The sequence below is a fragment of the Bacillus cereus group sp. MYBK79-1 genome (assembly GCF_051915365.1).
GTDB lineage: Bacteria > Bacillota > Bacilli > Bacillales > Bacillaceae_G > Bacillus_A.
On record NZ_JBQAEO010000001.1, the window covers coordinates 139,342 to 155,533 of the forward strand.

Genomic DNA, 16,192 nt, shown 5'->3' on the forward strand with positions numbered 1-16,192 from the left:
TTATCTCTCCGTTCTTACAGAAATGTTTGAACCGTCACTATTAATAACTACAGTTCCATTTAAATCGGTTCTATATACATTAACAGACATTGCATTTAACTTTGCTAAAGTTTCCTGTGTAGGATGACCATAGCGGTTACCTGCACCAGCACTGATCACAGCGATACTTGGTTTCACTGCATCTAAAAATGGCTGTGATAATGAGCGATCCGGGAAGTAGTTTGTTTCACGTTGTACAATGTTGTTGTGTGCTAACTTATGTACAGAATCGTAATAATAGATACCTTTAGTTACATCAGAAAAAATATGATTATAACTAGATGGCTTTTCTAATCTTAAGGATAAATCTAGCATTAAGGCCATTTGCCCACGCGTTACATTATCACTTGGCTTAAAATATCCTTCTGGCGTACCATTAATAATACCTTTATCCGATAAATAGTTAATTTCTTTAATTGCCCAATGATTAGATTGGACATCAGGAAAAGCTTTAGCACTTGTAAAATTAGGGATGCATAACGATAAGATTATGACAAATGCTGTTAGTAATAAACTAAACTTTTTCAAAAGATTGCCTCACTTTGTGTATTTTTTACCTAATTAACTTTACCAGTTCTTGAAAGAAATTCAAGTTTTCATAGTTAAATAGTATATGAGAAATGTTTTTGGTATTATATTCACTAGTTTTCTTTTATTCTGTATATTTAATATGAGGAATGTGAATGGGAGGAGTAACGATTGCAATTGTAAAATTGATATTATAAATTAATCTTATGAAGGTTTTAATAACAGGTTGAATTCTATAGTTTTTATATTGAAAGAAGTAAAACAAGACAAAATAAATATAATGAGCAATTTGATGGGAGAAAGAAAATGTACACGTATAAATTGCAACATGAACAACCAATCTGCGTAGAAAAAATAAAAAAGCTTTACGACTCTGTCGGTTGGTGGTCAGAAAGAAAAGAAATTGATATTCAAAAAATGTTAAAGAATAGTATAGCGATTGGCGTATGGGAAGAAAATGAATTAATTGGATTTGCTAGAGTTGTTTCTGACGGTGTTTTTCGAGCGTACATAGAAGATGTTGTTGTACATGAAAGTGTAAGAAATAAAGGCATCGGAGAGAAAATGCTAACAATATTATTTCAAGAAATATCTCATGTTCATATTGTTAGTCTATTTTGCGGAGAGAAATTAATAAAGTTTTACGGCGAACAGCAATTTCAAGCAACAAAGCAAATTGTAATGCATCGTAATCAAATCGTGAAAGAATAAGAGGTGCCAATTAAAATGAATGCAACTAAAACATATTGTTTATCAAAAAGAAAAGCGACTGAAGATTCTCCTGATGGTTGGAATGCAACATGTATGAGGCTTAATAATAAAATATTTGCGATAATAAACCATGAAGAAGGAGAAAAAGCTGCGATTACATTAAAATGTGATCCAGAACTTGCACTTAGATTAAGAGAAGAGTATTCAGATACAATCATTCCGGGGTATCATATGAATAAAAAACATTGGAATACAGTGTATATACATAAAGATGTAGAGCAGGAGCAACTTAATAAGATGATTGATTGGTCATATGATTTAGTTCTACAATCATTTTCAAAGAAAAAGCAGCAAGAGTTATTAGATTAGTATGTAAAAGGGGTGGATGTATTGAAAGACACAATCAAAGTTACATATGATAAATTAGCGAGTACATACAAAGAAAATTTAGATGTGGCCAATCCATATAACAGCTATTACGAAAGACCAGCGATGATGGAAATGATTCAAAAGAATTTAGAAGGGAAGAGTATATTAGATGCTGGATGTGCAGCTGGGTGGTATACATCTCAATTTGTAGGAAGAGGAGCGAATGTTACTGCAATTGATGTAAGTTCTGAAATGGTGAAATATGCAAAGGAAAGTACGGGCAATAAAGCAACGTTTCTTTGTCATGATTTGCAAGAAGTATTACCATTTGAAGATAATACTTTTGATGTTATTGTAAGTTCATTAACGCTGCATTATTTAGAGAATTGGAATAAAGTATTTCAAGAGTTTCATCGAGTATTGAAACCAGGTGGTGAATTTATATACTCCATACATCATCCTTTTATGGATTTTACAAAGTTTACTAGTGAAAATTATTTCGAAAAGCAATTATTGGTAGATACTTGGGTTAAACCAAATATTACAATAGAAGTTAGCTTTTTTAGAAGGTCACTCCAAGACGTAATTAATGAAACAACAAATTGTTTTTTGATAGAAAAAATGGTGGAACCGAGGCCAGTTGAAAAGATGAGAGAAGTAAACGAAAAATCATATCATTATCTAAATACAAATCCACATTTTCTAATTATAAAAGCCATTAAAAAATAGGTAGTAAAATAATTAAATTTTACTACTTATTTACAATTTCAAATTACAAATTAGGAGATCTTGTAATGAAAACGAAACGAAATAGATTATTATATGCGCTATTTACTGTAGTTATAATTATGTTAGGTCTTTGTTCTAGAAAATTTGCATTTGCTTTACCTCATTTACTAAATGAGTACTTAGGCGATGCTTTATGGGCACTCATGATTTTTACAGGATTCGGATTTTTATTTCCTAAAATAGAAACGAAGAGTGTCGCTTTTATTAGTTTGTTATTTTGCTACGGGATTGAAGTGAGCCAATTGTATCATGCTGATTGGATTGATAGCATTCGTGCAACGACTTTAGGTGGACTTGTATTCGGTTACGGATTTTTGTGGAGTGATTTAGTTGCTTATACAATCGGTGTTGGAGTAGGATTTCTTTTTGAGTTTCTTTTACGGAAGAAAGAAGAGATTTGGAAAAGGGATCGATAGAACAGCTTTTAGTTGAACTAAATGTATTAGAACAACTTGATGAAAAAGGAATTAAAGTACAAAGACTAGTTAAAACGAGTAATAAGTAAAGCATTTTAACGAGAGAAGAACTACAAGCGATTTGGTATGTTATGCTTTCAATTCAAATTATCTTTATTACTTATTTTGTTCAGTTAAAAGATTTATTAAAGTTAAATGAAGAGATGTTCTTCTGGATTTTTGTAAATAAAGAAGCTATTGAAGAATCAATAGAAAGGATCGTACGAAAATGAAAAAAATAATATTAATAGGTTCTGGTGGTTCAGGAAAATCTACATTAGCAAGGCAGTTAGGTAATAAATTAAATATTAAAGTGCATCATCTTGATGCGTTATTTTGGAAACCGAATTGGGAAGGTGTACCGAAAGAAGAGCAAAGAAAGGTTCAAAATGAATTAGTTAAAGAGGATGAGTGGATTATTGATGGGAATTATGGCGGGACAATGGATATAAGAATTAACGCAGCGGATACAATTATCTTTCTTGATATTCATAGAACAATATGTGTTTATCGTGCTTTTAAAAGGATTGTACAATATCGGAATAAAACAAGACCGGATATGGGTGCTGGATGTAAAGAAAGGTTTGATTTGCAATTTTTTAAATGGATATGGGAATACCCTAAAACGAAACGACCTTCAATTTTAAAGCGGTTAAATCAATTGAGTAAAGATAAAGATGTTATTATTTTAAAATCTTCAAATGAAGTAAGACTATTTTTAGAGAAGTACGATACTATAAATAGTTAGATTATAAAAAGAAATAACATGGGGGATAGAATTGAATAGATTCATTGACCCGGTTAATTCTATTATGATGAAAATTTTATATTTATAGGTCAGTAATAAATGGAAGATTATACATGAGAAGAGTGTCTATATGAAATGATATAGACACTCTTCTTTTATATGAAGCGGAGAATTCATTGTTTTGAAATGTTAAATATTCTGTTTTATAAATTCGGACTATAGTTTTACGTGTTACTAATGTCTTCATCATTTCTGCACAACTTCTGCACATACTTTAATGGTTTCTATGTCATGATATATTCATCAAGTGAAATATTTCACAAGAAATGAAATATATTTTCACTGCGATGTATGCATAATTAACACATACATCGATACAAGATTGTCTCTTGTTATTCTTTTACATCGAAGCCCACATTGCACTACAAAGTATAACAAGAAGGGGACAGGAATATGAATAATCGATTATTAAAACAACTACAAAACATGAAAATGAACAAAAAAAGTCTAGGAGCTGTTGCATTAACAGCCGGAATTATTGGTTCGACACTTATTCCTCAAAATGCATACGCGCACGGTTTTGTTGAAAAGCCTGGCAGCCGATCTGCTTTATGTAGTCAAACTTATGGCGCACTAAATGTAAACTGCGGAAGTGTTATGTATGAACCGCAAAGCTTAGAAGCACCAAAAGGATTCCCGCAAGGTGGCCCAGTTGATGGACAAATCGCTTCTGCAGGCGGAAAATTTGGTGGTATTTTAGATCAACAAACTGAAAATCGTTGGTTTAAAAATACAATCACAGGCGGAGAAAATAGTTTTACTTGGAAATATACAGCGCCTCACTTAACGAGTAAATGGCATTATTATATTACCAAAAAAGGATGGAACTCAAATAAAACGCTTACAAGAGCGGATTTTGAACCAATTGGAACTGTACAACATGATGGTTCTGCAGCCTCAAATCATTTAACTCACAAAGTTAATGTACCTACTGATAGAAGTGGATACCATGTGATTTTAGCAGTATGGGATGTAGCTGATACAGCAAATGCATTCTATAATGTAATTGATGTTAATCTTATCAATGATGTGAAACCAGATATAGAAGCGCCAAGTAGTCCAAATGGAATTCAGGCACAAAAAGTAACAGCGAATAGTATAGAACTAACATGGAACCCTTCTACGGATAATATAGGGGTAAAAGGATATCAAATCTTCCGTAACGGAGAGATGATTGACACAGTACCAGGAACTCATTTTATTGATAAAAAATTAAAACCAAGTACAGACTATTCATATACTGTAAAAGCAATTGACGCCGCTGGAAATGTTTCGAAAGAAAGTGCAGCGCTTACAGTAAAAACAACAGTTGAGGCTCCTGATACAGAAGCACCAACACAACCAAAAGGATTACATAGTATGGGAACGACAGCGTCAAGTTTAGATTTAATGTGGAGTCCATCTGATGATAATATTGGTGTAGACCATTACGATATTTATAGAGAAACAGAAGGATCAATGAAAAAGATTGCAACATCCAATACGACTTCTTATATGGATAAAAATTTATTGCCTAATACTACTTATAAATATGTAGTGAAAGCTGTTGATATAGCTGGAAATGAATCTGTACAAAGTGATATATTCAAAATTACTACAAAAACTGAAAGCGCTTCATATGAAGAGTGGGATGCAATGAAAGCATATGAAAAGGGAGATAGAGTTCTACACGAGGGAAAAGTATATGAAGCAGTCCAGAGTTATAAAGGAAATGGGGATCCAAACTGGATCTATGCCTTATCATTATGGAAAACAGTGTAAGCTTTACCTAGGTATGAACTAAGAGATGATGGGCTTTGATGCAAAAGGAAATCTTGAGAATTCACTTTTCTATTAATAAAAAGGGTAGTATATGAATTCATATACTACCCTTTTTATTATGATAATACTTTCGTCATAAGAACGTGCGGAATGCCATCTTCCATAAATACATCTGAAGAAGTTTGATAACCTAGTTTTGTATAAAATCCTTCAGCTTGTGTTTGACCGTGTAGTTTTACTTTTGTAGCTTCTTTGTCACGAGCAATTTCTTCTAACGCCTTGATTATTACTTTTCCTAATCCGTATTTACGATAGTCTTTTAAAATACAGATGCGTTCTAATTTTCCTGCACCGTCAACAAATCGTATACGACCTGTACCTACAGGAAGCTCATTATAATAAACTAAAATATGTTTACATTCCTCACCGATTACATCGAATGTATCAAATTCATCTTCAAGAGGGACATTTTGTTCTTTTACAAATACTTCTTTTCGAATATGAAAGGCAGTTTCTAAATCTGTAAGTTCTATTATGAGTTTGGAGTGCAAATTGTTCAGCCCTTTCTAGTGTGATATGCTTTTGTTTTCATAGTATATCATAATGATACACAATAAAGAGAAAATATAAAAAGCTGACTGTAAGAGTCAGCCTTCATTGTAATTCCATTATCCCATTTTTTGTTCCAATAATCGTCTTATTAGTCATATTAATAAACAACCCTGTTTCAACTACGCCTGTAATCATTTTTAATTGCGTGTGTAAATTGGCGGGTTTCGTTATGTATTGAGGGAATACACAATCGATAATCACGTTATTGTTATCGGTCATAAAGATTTCATTATTTTTTAAACGTAACTTTGTTTGACAACCTAAAGATTGAATTTTCTTTTCGGTTTGTTTCCATGAAAAAGGTGTAATTTCAACTGGTAATGGGAATGTACCTAAATGCGTTACGAGTTTCGATGCATCAGCAATGATAATTAGTTCTTTAGAGGAGGAGGCAACGATTTTTTCGCGAAGTAATGCGCCACCACCACCTTTTATTAATTGTAAATTTGAATCAATTTCATCTGCACCATCGATTGTAAGATCGAGTATATCAATTTCATTTAAGGAGATTAATGGAATAGATAGTTGTTTAGCTAAAGTTTCCGTTTCTTTTGACGTTGGTACAGCTTGAAATGATAATCCTTCTTTTACACGCTCACCTAATTTTTGTATCGTCCAATATACAGTAGAGCCTGTGCCTAATCCAACCGTCATTCCATCTGTTACAAAGTTAGCAGCATATTCACCTGCGAGCTGTTTTAAATTTAGCATATTATTCTGCTGGACGTGGGCCTGCATCAAGACCTGAATTTTCTACTGTAAGTATAGGACGAACGACTATATCTTTATGTACGTGCATTTGGCATGATAAACGTAAGTGATCTTCAATTCCTTTTTCCGTAATCGCATTTCTTTCATTAGAATTTGCTTCACAAAACTCACCTGCGATTATTTCAACTCTACAAGTTGTGCAGCGGGCTTTCCCGCCGCAGCGATGGAGAATGTGTACACCGTTATCTTCAATCGCTAATACTAACTTTGTGCCTTCTTTTACATCAAAAGTTCCCGCACCTTCAATTGTTAATTTTGGCAAATTTGTTCCTCCTCAAGTAAAATTGTACATAACATATTTATGACCGCGAATTATTGAACATAAACATAATTTTTTTATATGCCCCGTAACTTTTTTGTTTGTTGAATCGTTAATTAAGTAAGCGCTGAAAAGGAGTGGTTATTTTGTGCACAAAAGTAACTCATATTTTCAAGAATCATATCGATATGAATCATTCAAATATAAACTTTTTAATTGAGCAATATGGAGAATTGAAAAGGTACTGTACATTTTTAACGAAAAACAAATGGGACGGCGAAGATCTTGCCCAAGAAACAGTTTGTAAAGTTCTTCAAAAATATAGTAATAAAGATATTTGTATGACGCTTGTATATAAAATAGCTCGAAATCGTTGGATAGATCAGATGAAATTAAAATCAGTTCATGAAAAAATAAAGGGACAAATTACTTTTGAAGAACCACAAGAGAACATTGCAGATTTGCATGAAATGGTAGGGAAAGTATTATCGTCACTAAATGTACAGCAGTCCACAATTTTGTTATTAAAGGATGTTTTTCAATATAGTATCGCTGATATTGCTAAAGTATGTTCCGTATCGGAAGGTGCAGTGAAAGCTTCTTTATTTCGAAGTAGAAATAGGCTAAAAGCTGTAAGTGAAGAAGGGATTGAGATAGTCGAATTCACAGATGATATTGAAGTTGTAGTAACGTCTATACGTGAGGAAAAGCCAGAATTGTTAAGAAAGCTTCTTCCGACAATAGATTTTACTAAGTTACCATCTACACAGCCAGTCTTATTATTTAATGCAAAAAATCCTTCTTCCTACAGTTGTATGCTTTGCGTTGCATAACAATTATTGGAGGGGTATAAAATGACCGCAATTCCATATGTAGTAGAACAAACGAAATTAGGAGAACGTTCCTATGATATATATTCACGGTTATTAAAAGACCGCATAATTATTATCGGTTCAGAAATTAATGATCAAGTAGCGAGTAGTGTCGTAGCTCAATTATTATTTTTAGAAGCGGAAGATGCAGAGAAAGATATATTTTTATACATTAATAGCCCAGGCGGATCAACGACAGCAGGTTTTGCCATATTAGATACGATGAATCTCATTAAACCAGATGTACAAACGCTATGCATGGGATTTGCAGCATCATTTGGTGCATTGTTATTATTATCAGGTGCAAAAGGAAAACGGTTTGCACTCCCTAACAGTGAAATTATGATTCATCAACCGCTTGGTGGTGCAAAGGGGCAGGCGACGGAAATTGAAATAACAGCCAAAAGGATATTGAAGTTAAAGCATGATATTAATAAAATGATTGCAGAAAAAACGGGGCAATCAATTGACAGAGTAGCACATGATACAGAAAGAGATTATTTTATGACTGCAGCAGAAGCGAAAGAATATGGGATAGTAGATGATGTTGTTACGAAAAAATAAGATAAACAGGCTAGTGGATATGTTAATCCTCTAGCCTGTTTTATTAATCATTTACCCATTCATCAACTAGCGCTTGATTCTTTTTAATCCATTTTCGCGAGGCTTCTTCGGGATCTTTCGTTTTATTTAACTCGACCATTAATGTACCAAGCTGTTCATCGTTCATTTTCCATTTATCAAAGTATTTTATGATATCCGGATGATCTTTTTCGAAACCTTTACGAACAGAGTAATAAATGTCATCTTTTTCACCATATACTTTCTTAGGGTCTTTTAAATATTTTAAGTCAAATTCTGAAAAGCCCCAATGCGGATTCCAAAGCGTAACAGCGATTGGTTTCTTTTTCGTATATGCTTTCTTTAATTCACTCATCATCGCAGCCTCAGAAGATTGGACAAGTTTTAGTTTAATATCATATTCCTTCATTGCTTTATTCGTTAAATTCATAAGACTACTACCGGGTTCGATACCGACAATTTTATTGTCCAGTTCATCTTTATGGGCATTTAAATCTTCGATACTGTTTATGTTTTTCACATAAGAGGGGACGACTAGGCCAAGTCCAGTACCTTCATACCATTTTGATTTTAAGACAATATCATCTTTATAACGATTGTTTAGTGGTTTATCCGTAACGGGTAGCCACACTTCTAAATTAGCATCAACATCACCGCGAGCAACGCCAGTCCAAATCGCAGCTTTTTCTAAATACATGAGCTCAACTTTGTAGCCTTTTTGTTCTAATAGAACTTTCCACATGTTTGCCGTTGCAATATTTTCTTTCCAGCTTGTTACACCAAGTTTAATTTTTCCTTTCGAATTTGCATTTGTTGCATTACATGAAGTGAAAATCATAGTAATAAATAATGCAAGGCATATAAACCAAATTTTCTTTCGCATCGAAAACCTCCTAAGAAGCATTTGCCTCTTTAAATAAATGTATAAGTAAGCATTCTTATTATGAACGGAAACGAGAATTTTAAAGAAAGCTTATGAATGTAATTTTTATGTAATATTTCTTTGCAAAATCGCAACACTAAGTGAATAGATGGGTAGAAAAGGAGTAGTGACATGGATAATACAAAGGTGCGTGTTGAAAACGTAACAAAAGTATTTGGGAAACATCCGCAAAGAGCGCTTACCTTATTAAAAGAAGGAAAAAGCAAATCGGAAATTTTGAAAGAGACAGGAATGAATGTTGGTGTAAAAAAGGCAACATTTGAAGTATACACTGGAGAGATTTTCGTTATTATGGGTTTGTCTGGTAGTGGGAAATCTACGTTAGTTCGTATGTTAAATCAATTAATTAGACCAACAGCCGGGCATATATACATAGATGGTGAAGACATCGCAACGATGGGAAAAGAAGAGCTACGAAGAGTGAGAAGAACGAAGATGAGCATGGTCTTTCAGAAATTCGCTCTATTCCCGCATCGTACTGTTTTGCAAAATGTTGCATATGGATTAGAAATACAAGGAGTTCCAGTAGAGGAACGAGAGAGAAAAGCGTTAGAGTCTTTGAAATTAGTTGGATTAGACCATCATAAAGATAATTATCCAAGTCAACTTAGTGGTGGTATGCAGCAGCGTGTCGGCATTGCGAGAGCGCTTACGAATGATCCAGATGTTTTACTTATGGATGAGTCATTTAGTGCATTAGATCCACTGATTCGAAAAGAAATGCAAGATGAGCTGTTAGAGTTACAAGATAAAATGGAAAAAACAATTATTTTTATTACGCATGATTTAGATGAAGCTCTTCGGATTGGTGATCGAATTGCTCTAATGAAAGATGGAGAAGTTGTCCAAATTGGAACGCCGGAAGAAATTATGATGAGTCCTGCCAATGAATTTGTAGAGAAGTTCGTGGCGGATGTGAATTTAGGAAAAGTAATTACGGCGGAATCTATATTAAAACGACCGGAGACTTTATTAATTGATCGTGGACCACGTGTAGCACTTCAAATTATGAGGAACGCCGGCGTTTCAACTGTATATGTTGTTAACAAAAAGTATGAGTTTTTAGGTATATTAACTGCGGATGATGCAAGTAAAGCCGTTCAAAAACAGTGGCCAATTGCCGATTTATTACTTACCGATATCCCGCACGTGTATGTAGACACTTTACTTGAAGAAACGTATGCAAAAATGGCAGAGATGAAATATCCGTTACCAGTAATTGATGAGAAGAAAAGGCTGAGAGGAATTATTAAACGTGAAAGTGTCATTCAAGCTCTTGCAGGTAACATTGAGGAAGAGGTGAAAGACGATGAATAATATACCACGTATTCCTTTAGGGGAATGGGTCGACTCATTTGTTGCAAGTTTATATGAGAACTTTGAAGGCTTATTCCGAGGGTTCTCTTATATTATCGGCGGATTCGTTGATTTACTCACTAATTTTTTAATAATAATACCAGCTATATTGATGATTATTATCCTTTGTTTCCTTATTTGGTACACAACGAGAAAAGTATCTTTAGTTATTTTTACATTGATCGGTTTATTATTTATTTTGAATATTAACTACTGGGCACAAACGATGCAAACATTAGCACTTGTACTTACGTCTGTTATTATTTCAATTATTGTCGGGATTCCAATTGGTATTTTAGCATCTCAAAATGAACGTTTCTCAAAAATTTTAAAACCGACATTAGATTTTATGCAAACAATGCCGGCATTCGTATATCTTATCCCTGCGATTACATTTTTCGGAGTAGGTGTAGTACCTGGGATTATTGCATCAGTAATCTTTGCAATGCCGCCGACAATTCGTTTTACTGACTTAGGAATTAGACAAGTTCCAGAAGATTTAATAGAAGCAGCGAATGCGTTTGGCTCTACAGCATCACAAAAATTATTTAAAGTACAATTACCACTCGCAACTGGAACAATCATGGCTGGTGTGAACCAAAGTATTATGCTTTCTTTATCAATGGTAGTAACAGCATCTCTTGTAGGAGCACCCGGTCTTGGGGTTGATGTATACCGCTCTGTAACACAAGTAAATATCGGAATGGGATTTGAAGCCGGACTAGCTATTGTTGTCATTGCGATTATATTAGACCGTATTACACAAGGTTTTCATCAAAAAAGAAGATAAAGAAAAAACACACTTTATTATACAAAGTGTGTTTTTTCTTTGAAAAGATTACATACGAACAATAACAGAACCACCAGCTGGTGCACAAACCAGGTTTTGTTTTTGTTCCATTGATTTAATTAAATGATTATTTTCTTCGATTAATGAGATTAATTTCGCTAATTGGCTTTCAAGACTTGCGATACGCTGCATCATATATTGAGAATCATGATGCAATGTATTCCTTACGGGATGGGGGGAATACACATATTGTTGATTTATATTTGGATTCCAGTGAGGATGCATTTAAATCGTTCCTCCTTCAATAAATTACGAAGCTTTCTTATAGTAAATGCCTATGTATAATTAATGGTTACTTGAAATTTTATTATGATAAAAGGAGTATGTACAGAAAATGGAAAATATTATAAGTGAAGCTAAAGTACATTTTTTGGAAATATTCAAGTGAGATAGTGAATATAGTAATACATTCAAGTAGATGTATGTTATTTAGGGAAAAAAGATGGGAGGAGATGCAATTTTGGCTAGAAATAACAAAAGAAATGATGCCTTGGCAATAGGTATCGGTATAGGGGTTGTAATCGGTGTGTTTCAAGGTTTTTTTACTAATAATTTAGTAATCGGAATTGTTATAGGAATTGTAATTGGGATTGCGTTTTTGAAGAAATAATGAGGTGTAAATTTATTTCAAAAATTGTTGTATTAAAAGAATGAAAATTCGGAATACAAACCCTGTTTTTCCTTTTTTTATGATATTATATATGAAAAGGTTGGTGATGGATATGTCAACAAACGATCAAGTAGAACAAAAGTGCTTTATTTGTGAAAAACATAAAGGAAATATTATAGTTCCAGGTGGCGCTATTTATGAAGATGATCTTATATAGGTTGGACATGTCCATTGGGATAGAGAAGAAACATACTTGGGTTATGTAATGATAGATATAAAAAGGCATGTACCTGGCCTTGCTGAACTAACAGATGAAGAAGCGAAAGCGTTCGGACTTATAACAAGTAGAGTAAGTAAAGCGCTAAAAGAAAGTGAAGATGCGGAACATATTTACACTTTTGTTTCAGGAAATGGTGTACCACATATGCATATGCACATCATACCGCGTTATGCAAATACACCAAAAGAGTTTTGGTCACCGACTGAAGTAGCGAAATGGACCGGTGCGCCTTATGGTGACGCAGAAAAAATCAAAAAACTATGCGAAAGAATACGAAAGTATATGGTGAGTGAATATGCATACAACAAATAATAGACATTATTCATGGGTTGGAAATACAGAAATGTGTTTAGGAGAAATTTCAGTTAAACAATATGGTGACATTGTACTTGGAAAATACGGCGGGAATATAAGCGCCGGAGCAAAAAAGAACGAAGATGGTGCGTTAGTTTGGTCAAATGGTGATTGGGAATTTGCAGCTATTTTAGATGGACATAATAGTGCGGAAAGTGTGGATTTAGTAGTAAATACAATCCAAAAAGAATATGAAAATATAAAAGTAATGATGAATGAATCAATTGATACAGTATTTCGATCTGTTGAAAATCAGCTACTTACAATCTTGCAATCCCCCTCATTTAAAGAAAAGTGCAAAAGAGTAAAAGGTGAAACAGCGTGCTTAATATGTGTAAGAAAAGAAAACTACATATGGTGGTTATCTATTGGCGATTGTTTAGTTTATGTATTTCATGAAGAGTTACATAAGTTAGGACAATATGCATTAAATCAACGTCATTTTTATGAATGGATTGGAAATGTAAATACTTTTGATTTATCTGTACCTTGCTATTCAACAGGAATTCGTGAATTACGTGCTGGAAAGAATCGAATTGTAATGGTTACAGATGGGGTATTAGAATGCGGGGAATGTCATTATGAAACACCATTGAATCTGTATAATGATATGAATAGAAATAATATAGAACTTGAAGAAAGTGTTCATCATGTATTAGAGCACGTTCATCATCAATTCGGACGAGATAGTGCGACAATTATTAGTTGGGACGTTGAAAACAAAGAGAATGCTACATATCCGAGTGATCAACCGGATAAAAGGTAAAGGAGGAGACATCACTGCTTTTAGTTAAAGGGATTTTATTAGTATTATGGATCATATTATTAGTTATTTTGGAAAAAGTAGTGAGAAAAAAATTAAATATACCGAAACAAACTGACTGGAATAGTAAATATGTAAACAACGCTCATAAATGGGGCATTAGGGCTCTTATCATTTCTTATATAATAGTAACGATGATATGTGCCACTTTAAATCCTATTTATATTAGTAATTTACCCATTTTATTTTTAATAACTTTATATTGCTTTCAATCGTATATGGAATGGAAATTTGATAAAGAATCTAGGGAATATGTCATTTCTTTAGGAACGGTTCCATTATTAATAATAACAGGAATTATGCTTAATCTTTTCTTTTATAGCTATTAGATTTAATCCTATGTGGAATGCAAGGGGAGACCTAAATTACGCACTGAAGTAATGATTTTAAATGAAGATCATTCTAAAGTACTTGTACAATGTGATTTAAGTGAAATATTTTATCGTTTTCCAGGCGGTTCTATTGAATTTGGTGAATCAGCAACAGAAGCAATCATGCGAGAATTAATGGAAGAATACGATTTGAAGATTGACGTTCAAGAGTTAGCTGTTGTAAATGAGGATATTTTTGAGTGGAACAACGGAAAAGGACATCATTGCACATTGATACATTGGGGAACTGTTGAAGAGATAATTACCAATGAAAAAAGACATAAAGAACATCCGAATATTATATTAATATGAAAAATTATAGAAAAATTAAAACCGAAGCCAACATACCCTGAAGGGATTTTAAGTTATTTAGAAGAGGATAACCGTAATATAGTCCACTTTATTTCTAAAAATTAATAAAGTAATAGGAGGTGGAGTAATGGGAACTTCTACTTTTTGGATTATAAGTATTATTTTTTGTATAGCTGTCTATTTTTTTGATAAGTTTTTAAGAAAAAAATTGAATATGCCGAATAAAGGTTTTTGGGGATATAAAAAACATGTAAATAGTTTACATAAAAAATTAGAAATAGGATTATTGTTTATTTATTTAATAACTAGTTTTATTTTTCTCGTTAAATTCGAAAGCGTTAATATTGCTTATGTCATTTTTACTTATTTAGGCGGAACGTTAGTATTAAGAGCATGGATGGAATGGAAATTTGATAGAGACTCGAAAGAATATATATTTTCGATGATCGGAGTATTTACATTTGCTTTTATGACTTCGATGCTTTTTTACTTCTTTCCATCTGCCGCATAAAAAAATGATTGTTGGTGGTATAAATAATGAAATGACTTGAAAGGAATGTAAGTTATTTACAAAAGGATAACTGTCATGTAATCCACTTTATTTTAAATAATGCAACGTAGTAATAGGAGGGGATTGAACATGTGGAATTCTTCTGTTTGGATAATAATTATAGGAATTGCTATAGGCGGATATTTTTTAGAGCAGTTTTTAAGAAGAAAGTTGAATATGGAGAAAAGGGGTCTCTTTAGATATAAGCATGTAAATAGCCTGCATGTAAAATTGAAAATAGGCTTGTTTTTTATTTATTTTGTAAGTGGTATCATTTATGTTAATAGTTATGAAAATGCAAATGTAGCTTATGTACTTTTCACTTTCTTTGGAATGTCACAGGTGTTACAAATTTTGATGGAGTGGAAATTTGATAGAGAATCGAAAGAATACATCCTTTCAACAATCGGTTTACTTGCATTTGTAGTTATGATTTCATTGCTACTTTACTTCGATCCGTTATCAGCGTAAAAGCAAGTCTATAGAAATAAATAAAACGAGGGGATGAAAAAGTTTGGAGTTAAATAACATATTAGAACGAATTCAAGTGAAATTTGTAGAGCAATCACTACTAATAATAGGTGTTGATGGTTGTGGCGGAGCAGGAAAAAGTACGTTAGCTAATAATATAAAAAATAAGTTTTCAACTGTAACAATTGTTCATATGGATGATTTTTATTTACCATCTGCACAAATTGTAAATGAACATCCTACGAATAAATCGATAGGTGCAGATTTTGATTGGAAACGCCTTTTACAAGGAGTTTTAGATCCGATTAGTAATGGCATTGAAGGATGTTATAAACGTTATGATTGGGAAACGGATTCTTTAGAAGAATCTCATACGGTCCCTGCAAACGGTATTGTTATTATAGAAGGTGTATATGCAACACGTCAGGAACTGGCGGAAATGTACGATTTGAAAATATGGGTGAATTGTCCTCGTGAAACACGTATAAAAAGAGGGATTGCTAGAGACGGGGAAGCAGCGCGCGATATGTGGGAAAACAATTGGATGGTTGCTGAAGATATGTATGTAGAAAGTCATAAGCCACATGAATATGCAGATTTTATTATTGATGGTACAAATAATGAAATAACTATTAAATAAGAAACCATTTACTACTAAATGGTTTCTTATTTAAATTCATCATTTATCCCACTTTAATGGGCAGTAAGATCCCCAC

General features: G+C 33.1%; 22 protein-coding genes and 3 pseudogenes. 19 read left to right on the forward strand and 6 right to left on the reverse strand.

Annotation, left to right across the window (positions count from 1 at the left end):
• A complete protein-coding gene (locus ACTFOB_RS00780; RefSeq protein ID WP_440023937.1) occupies positions 1 to 567 on the reverse strand; it encodes an S-layer homology domain-containing protein in 567 nt (188 codons plus the stop codon).
• Positions 568 to 873: 306 nt separating this feature from the next.
• On the opposite strand from ACTFOB_RS00780, the gene ACTFOB_RS00785 reads away from it, so the two are divergent.
• The 7 genes and pseudogenes from ACTFOB_RS00785 to ACTFOB_RS00815 all read left to right on the forward strand — a co-directional run bounded on the left by ACTFOB_RS00785 (position 874) and on the right by ACTFOB_RS00815 (position 5,460).
• Positions 874 to 1,278, forward strand: a complete 405-nt coding sequence (locus ACTFOB_RS00785) for a GNAT family N-acetyltransferase (protein WP_440023938.1) — start codon at positions 874 to 876, stop codon at positions 1,276 to 1,278.
• Between the two features lie 15 nt (positions 1,279 to 1,293).
• Positions 1,294 to 1,647 (forward strand): MmcQ/YjbR family DNA-binding protein, encoded by a 354-nt coding sequence (locus ACTFOB_RS00790; RefSeq protein WP_440023940.1) that lies wholly within the window; start codon positions 1,294 to 1,296, stop codon positions 1,645 to 1,647.
• Positions 1,648 to 1,659: 12 nt separating this feature from the next.
• Positions 1,660 to 2,376, forward strand: a complete 717-nt coding sequence (locus tag ACTFOB_RS00795) for a class I SAM-dependent methyltransferase (protein WP_440023942.1) — start codon at positions 1,660 to 1,662, stop codon at positions 2,374 to 2,376.
• Between the two features lie 65 nt (positions 2,377 to 2,441).
• Positions 2,442 to 2,852, forward strand: a complete 411-nt coding sequence (locus ACTFOB_RS00800) for a DUF2809 domain-containing protein (protein ID WP_440023943.1) — start codon at positions 2,442 to 2,444, stop codon at positions 2,850 to 2,852.
• 89 nt (positions 2,853 to 2,941) lie between these two features.
• A pseudogene (locus tag ACTFOB_RS00805) lies at positions 2,942 to 3,124 on the forward strand (aminoglycoside phosphotransferase); the annotation flags it as partial.
• Positions 3,121 to 3,639 (forward strand): DNA topology modulation protein, encoded by a 519-nt coding sequence (locus ACTFOB_RS00810; protein ID WP_440023945.1) that lies wholly within the window; start codon positions 3,121 to 3,123, stop codon positions 3,637 to 3,639. The pseudogene ACTFOB_RS00805 and the gene ACTFOB_RS00810, both read left to right, overlap by 4 nt.
• A gap of 453 nt (positions 3,640 to 4,092) precedes the next feature.
• Positions 4,093 to 5,460 carry a lytic polysaccharide monooxygenase gene (locus tag ACTFOB_RS00815; RefSeq protein WP_440023946.1) on the forward strand — a complete coding sequence of 456 codons (1,368 nt, stop codon included), beginning with the start codon at positions 4,093 to 4,095 and terminating at the stop codon, positions 5,458 to 5,460.
• A 116-nt stretch (positions 5,461 to 5,576) separates the two neighbouring features.
• On the opposite strand, the gene ACTFOB_RS00820 is transcribed toward ACTFOB_RS00815, so the two are convergent.
• The 3 genes from ACTFOB_RS00820 to ACTFOB_RS00830 all read right to left on the reverse strand — a co-directional run bounded on the left by ACTFOB_RS00820 (position 5,577) and on the right by ACTFOB_RS00830 (position 7,105).
• Complete coding sequence (locus ACTFOB_RS00820) at positions 5,577 to 6,011, reverse strand: GNAT family N-acetyltransferase (RefSeq protein WP_440023947.1); 435 nt, start codon at positions 6,009 to 6,011, stop codon at positions 5,577 to 5,579.
• A 103-nt stretch (positions 6,012 to 6,114) separates the two neighbouring features.
• A complete protein-coding gene (gene rpiA / locus ACTFOB_RS00825) occupies positions 6,115 to 6,783 on the reverse strand; it encodes a ribose 5-phosphate isomerase A (RefSeq protein WP_440023948.1) in 669 nt (222 codons plus the stop codon).
• 1 nt (position 6,784) lies between these two features.
• Positions 6,785 to 7,105 carry a 2Fe-2S iron-sulfur cluster-binding protein gene (locus ACTFOB_RS00830; protein WP_440023949.1) on the reverse strand — a complete coding sequence of 107 codons (321 nt, stop codon included), beginning with the start codon at positions 7,103 to 7,105 and terminating at the stop codon, positions 6,785 to 6,787.
• A 143-nt stretch (positions 7,106 to 7,248) separates the two neighbouring features.
• On the opposite strand from ACTFOB_RS00830, the gene ACTFOB_RS00835 reads away from it, so the two are divergent.
• Both ACTFOB_RS00835 and clpP read left to right on the forward strand, forming a co-directional pair.
• Positions 7,249 to 7,935: an RNA polymerase subunit sigma-70 gene (locus ACTFOB_RS00835; RefSeq protein WP_440023950.1), complete on the forward strand. Its 687-nt coding sequence runs from the start codon at positions 7,249 to 7,251 to the stop codon at positions 7,933 to 7,935.
• Between the two features lie 21 nt (positions 7,936 to 7,956).
• Complete coding sequence (gene clpP / locus ACTFOB_RS00840) at positions 7,957 to 8,538, forward strand: ATP-dependent Clp endopeptidase proteolytic subunit ClpP (protein WP_440023951.1); 582 nt, start codon at positions 7,957 to 7,959, stop codon at positions 8,536 to 8,538.
• A 43-nt stretch (positions 8,539 to 8,581) separates the two neighbouring features.
• Here the strand turns inward: clpP and ACTFOB_RS00845 are convergent, their stop codons facing one another.
• A complete protein-coding gene (locus ACTFOB_RS00845) occupies positions 8,582 to 9,439 on the reverse strand; it encodes a glycine betaine ABC transporter substrate-binding protein (protein WP_151635377.1) in 858 nt (285 codons plus the stop codon).
• A 171-nt stretch (positions 9,440 to 9,610) separates the two neighbouring features.
• On the opposite strand from ACTFOB_RS00845, the gene ACTFOB_RS00850 reads away from it, so the two are divergent.
• The gene (locus tag ACTFOB_RS00850; protein ID WP_151635379.1) at positions 9,611 to 10,816 is read left to right on the forward strand and encodes a quaternary amine ABC transporter ATP-binding protein; all 1,206 of its coding nucleotides are present in this window, start codon (positions 9,611 to 9,613) and stop codon (positions 10,814 to 10,816) included.
• Complete coding sequence (locus ACTFOB_RS00855) at positions 10,809 to 11,645, forward strand: ABC transporter permease (protein ID WP_151635381.1); 837 nt, start codon at positions 10,809 to 10,811, stop codon at positions 11,643 to 11,645. The genes ACTFOB_RS00850 and ACTFOB_RS00855 overlap by 8 nt, the downstream gene beginning before the upstream one ends.
• A 48-nt stretch (positions 11,646 to 11,693) precedes the next feature.
• On the opposite strand, the gene ACTFOB_RS00860 is transcribed toward ACTFOB_RS00855, so the two are convergent.
• Positions 11,694 to 11,930, reverse strand: a complete 237-nt coding sequence (locus ACTFOB_RS00860) for a hypothetical protein (protein WP_440023953.1) — start codon at positions 11,928 to 11,930, stop codon at positions 11,694 to 11,696.
• 217 nt (positions 11,931 to 12,147) lie between these two features.
• On the opposite strand from ACTFOB_RS00860, the gene ACTFOB_RS00865 reads away from it, so the two are divergent.
• The 8 genes and pseudogenes from ACTFOB_RS00865 (at position 12,148) to ACTFOB_RS00900 (ending at position 16,116) form a co-directional block, all read left to right on the forward strand.
• Positions 12,148 to 12,315: a septum formation initiator gene (locus ACTFOB_RS00865; protein WP_440023954.1), complete on the forward strand. Its 168-nt coding sequence runs from the start codon at positions 12,148 to 12,150 to the stop codon at positions 12,313 to 12,315.
• A 106-nt stretch (positions 12,316 to 12,421) separates the two neighbouring features.
• A pseudogene (locus tag ACTFOB_RS00870) lies at positions 12,422 to 12,907 on the forward strand (HIT family protein).
• On the forward strand, positions 12,891 to 13,715 hold the full coding sequence (locus ACTFOB_RS00875) for a PP2C family serine/threonine-protein phosphatase (protein ID WP_440023955.1): 825 nt from the start codon (positions 12,891 to 12,893) through the stop codon (positions 13,713 to 13,715). The pseudogene ACTFOB_RS00870 and the gene ACTFOB_RS00875 overlap by 17 nt, the downstream one beginning before the upstream one ends.
• 68 nt (positions 13,716 to 13,783) lie before the next feature.
• Entirely contained in the window at positions 13,784 to 14,101 is a 318-nt protein-coding gene (locus ACTFOB_RS00880) for a DUF4181 domain-containing protein (RefSeq protein ID WP_440023956.1), read from the forward strand.
• A 51-nt stretch (positions 14,102 to 14,152) separates the two neighbouring features.
• Positions 14,153 to 14,560, forward strand: a pseudogene (locus ACTFOB_RS00885) (NUDIX domain-containing protein).
• 22 nt (positions 14,561 to 14,582) lie between these two features.
• The gene (locus ACTFOB_RS00890; RefSeq protein WP_440023957.1) at positions 14,583 to 14,966 is read left to right on the forward strand and encodes a DUF4181 domain-containing protein; all 384 of its coding nucleotides are present in this window, start codon (positions 14,583 to 14,585) and stop codon (positions 14,964 to 14,966) included.
• A 129-nt stretch (positions 14,967 to 15,095) separates the two neighbouring features.
• Positions 15,096 to 15,476, forward strand: coding sequence for a DUF4181 domain-containing protein (locus tag ACTFOB_RS00895; RefSeq protein WP_440023958.1), 381 nt, complete (start codon positions 15,096 to 15,098; stop codon positions 15,474 to 15,476).
• Between the two features lie 43 nt (positions 15,477 to 15,519).
• Positions 15,520 to 16,116, forward strand: a complete 597-nt coding sequence (locus tag ACTFOB_RS00900) for a uridine kinase family protein (RefSeq protein ID WP_440023961.1) — start codon at positions 15,520 to 15,522, stop codon at positions 16,114 to 16,116.
• Positions 16,117 to 16,192: the final 76 nt, after the last annotated feature.

Excerpts from the sequence above, each read along its gene's own strand:
- ACTFOB_RS00890 (WP_440023957.1), top strand. The coding sequence starts at position 14,583 with ATGGGAACTTCTACTTTTTGGATTATAAGTATTATTTTTTGTATAGCT.
- ACTFOB_RS00855 (WP_151635381.1), top strand. The coding sequence starts at position 10,809 with ATGAATAATATACCACGTATTCCTTTAGGGGAATGGGTCGACTCATTT.
- ACTFOB_RS00785 (WP_440023938.1), top strand. The coding sequence starts at position 874 with ATGTACACGTATAAATTGCAACATGAACAACCAATCTGCGTAGAAAAA.
- ACTFOB_RS00875 (WP_440023955.1), top strand. The coding sequence starts at position 12,891 with ATGCATACAACAAATAATAGACATTATTCATGGGTTGGAAATACAGAA.
- ACTFOB_RS00845 (WP_151635377.1), bottom strand. The coding sequence starts at position 9,439 with ATGCGAAAGAAAATTTGGTTTATATGCCTTGCATTATTTATTACTATG.
- clpP (WP_440023951.1), top strand. The coding sequence starts at position 7,957 with ATGACCGCAATTCCATATGTAGTAGAACAAACGAAATTAGGAGAACGT.
- ACTFOB_RS00810 (WP_440023945.1), top strand. The coding sequence starts at position 3,121 with ATGAAAAAAATAATATTAATAGGTTCTGGTGGTTCAGGAAAATCTACA.
- ACTFOB_RS00850 (WP_151635379.1), top strand. The coding sequence starts at position 9,611 with ATGGATAATACAAAGGTGCGTGTTGAAAACGTAACAAAAGTATTTGGG.
- ACTFOB_RS00815 (WP_440023946.1), top strand. The coding sequence starts at position 4,093 with ATGAATAATCGATTATTAAAACAACTACAAAACATGAAAATGAACAAA.
- ACTFOB_RS00895 (WP_440023958.1), top strand. The coding sequence starts at position 15,096 with ATGTGGAATTCTTCTGTTTGGATAATAATTATAGGAATTGCTATAGGC.
- ACTFOB_RS00800 (WP_440023943.1), top strand. The coding sequence starts at position 2,442 with ATGAAAACGAAACGAAATAGATTATTATATGCGCTATTTACTGTAGTT.
- ACTFOB_RS00860 (WP_440023953.1), bottom strand. The coding sequence starts at position 11,930 with ATGCATCCTCACTGGAATCCAAATATAAATCAACAATATGTGTATTCC.
- ACTFOB_RS00790 (WP_440023940.1), top strand. The coding sequence starts at position 1,294 with ATGAATGCAACTAAAACATATTGTTTATCAAAAAGAAAAGCGACTGAA.
- rpiA (WP_440023948.1), bottom strand. The coding sequence starts at position 6,783 with ATGCTAAATTTAAAACAGCTCGCAGGTGAATATGCTGCTAACTTTGTA.
- ACTFOB_RS00865 (WP_440023954.1), top strand. The coding sequence starts at position 12,148 with ATGGGAGGAGATGCAATTTTGGCTAGAAATAACAAAAGAAATGATGCC.